Origin of the sequence: Lactobacillus helveticus DSM 20075 = CGMCC 1.1877 (assembly GCF_000160855.1) — a bacterium.
In the GTDB taxonomy this organism is placed as follows: Bacteria; Bacillota; Bacilli; order Lactobacillales; family Lactobacillaceae; genus Lactobacillus; species Lactobacillus helveticus.
Map to the genome: position 1 here is coordinate 1 of NZ_GG700782.1, position 762 is coordinate 762.

A 762-nucleotide genomic window follows, 5' to 3' on the forward strand; every position below is an offset into this window, starting at 1 on the left:
TTTAAACTTCCCACTTACAAAAGTGGGCTTGTACCTTGAAAATTCAATAGTTTAGCCAATAAAAAAGCACAAGGCCTTTGTTCGCTTGATATAATTAAGTCGATCAAAACATCATCAATATCAAACGAAAAGGCTTGCGCTATGTCTAGTTTACCATCATTCGATACTGAAAACGAACCTAAAATTGCCCGTTCTGTTGAAAAGTTCTTCAAGGACTACAAAGTTATGGAGCTTCTCCGTAGATGTGGGCTCCGCAAGTCCAAAGGAATCCCACTTTGGTCGATCCTTTCATACATCTTCAGTAATGTGTTTCGAGACAGAAGCATGTACATGCAACAGAAGTATGGCAAGTGTACTGCTGGCTTCTCCAAAAACACCTACTATCGATTCATGCAGAACCCACATATCAACTGGCTTCGCCTCACTATTCTGCTAGCTGAGAGGATCGTCAATGGGCACCTGAAAGATCTGACTTCTGACCAACGTGCCGATTGCTTCGTCTTTGACGATTCGCTCTACTATAGAACTGGATACAAGAAGACTGAGCTGGCTGCCAAAGTATTCGACCACGTTTCGATGACCTACAAGAAGGGCTTTCGAATGATGACCATGGGTTGGACTGATGGATCCTCCTTTGTCCCAATCGCTTCATCACTCTTGTCCTCAAAGAACGATCAGAATGTCATCGGGACGACCAAGAAGATCGACAAGCGCACAATCGCGGCCAAGAGGCGGATTATGGCCCAATCAAAGGGGACCGAT

At 44.4% G+C, this 762-nt stretch carries 1 protein-coding gene; it reads left to right on the forward strand.

The window, feature by feature from the left end; translation table 11 throughout:
• Positions 1-141: 141 nt before the first annotated feature.
• Positions 142-762, forward strand: a 621-nt coding sequence (locus tag HMPREF0518_RS09310; protein WP_003627983.1) for a transposase, incomplete at its 3' end; no start/stop codon positions are given.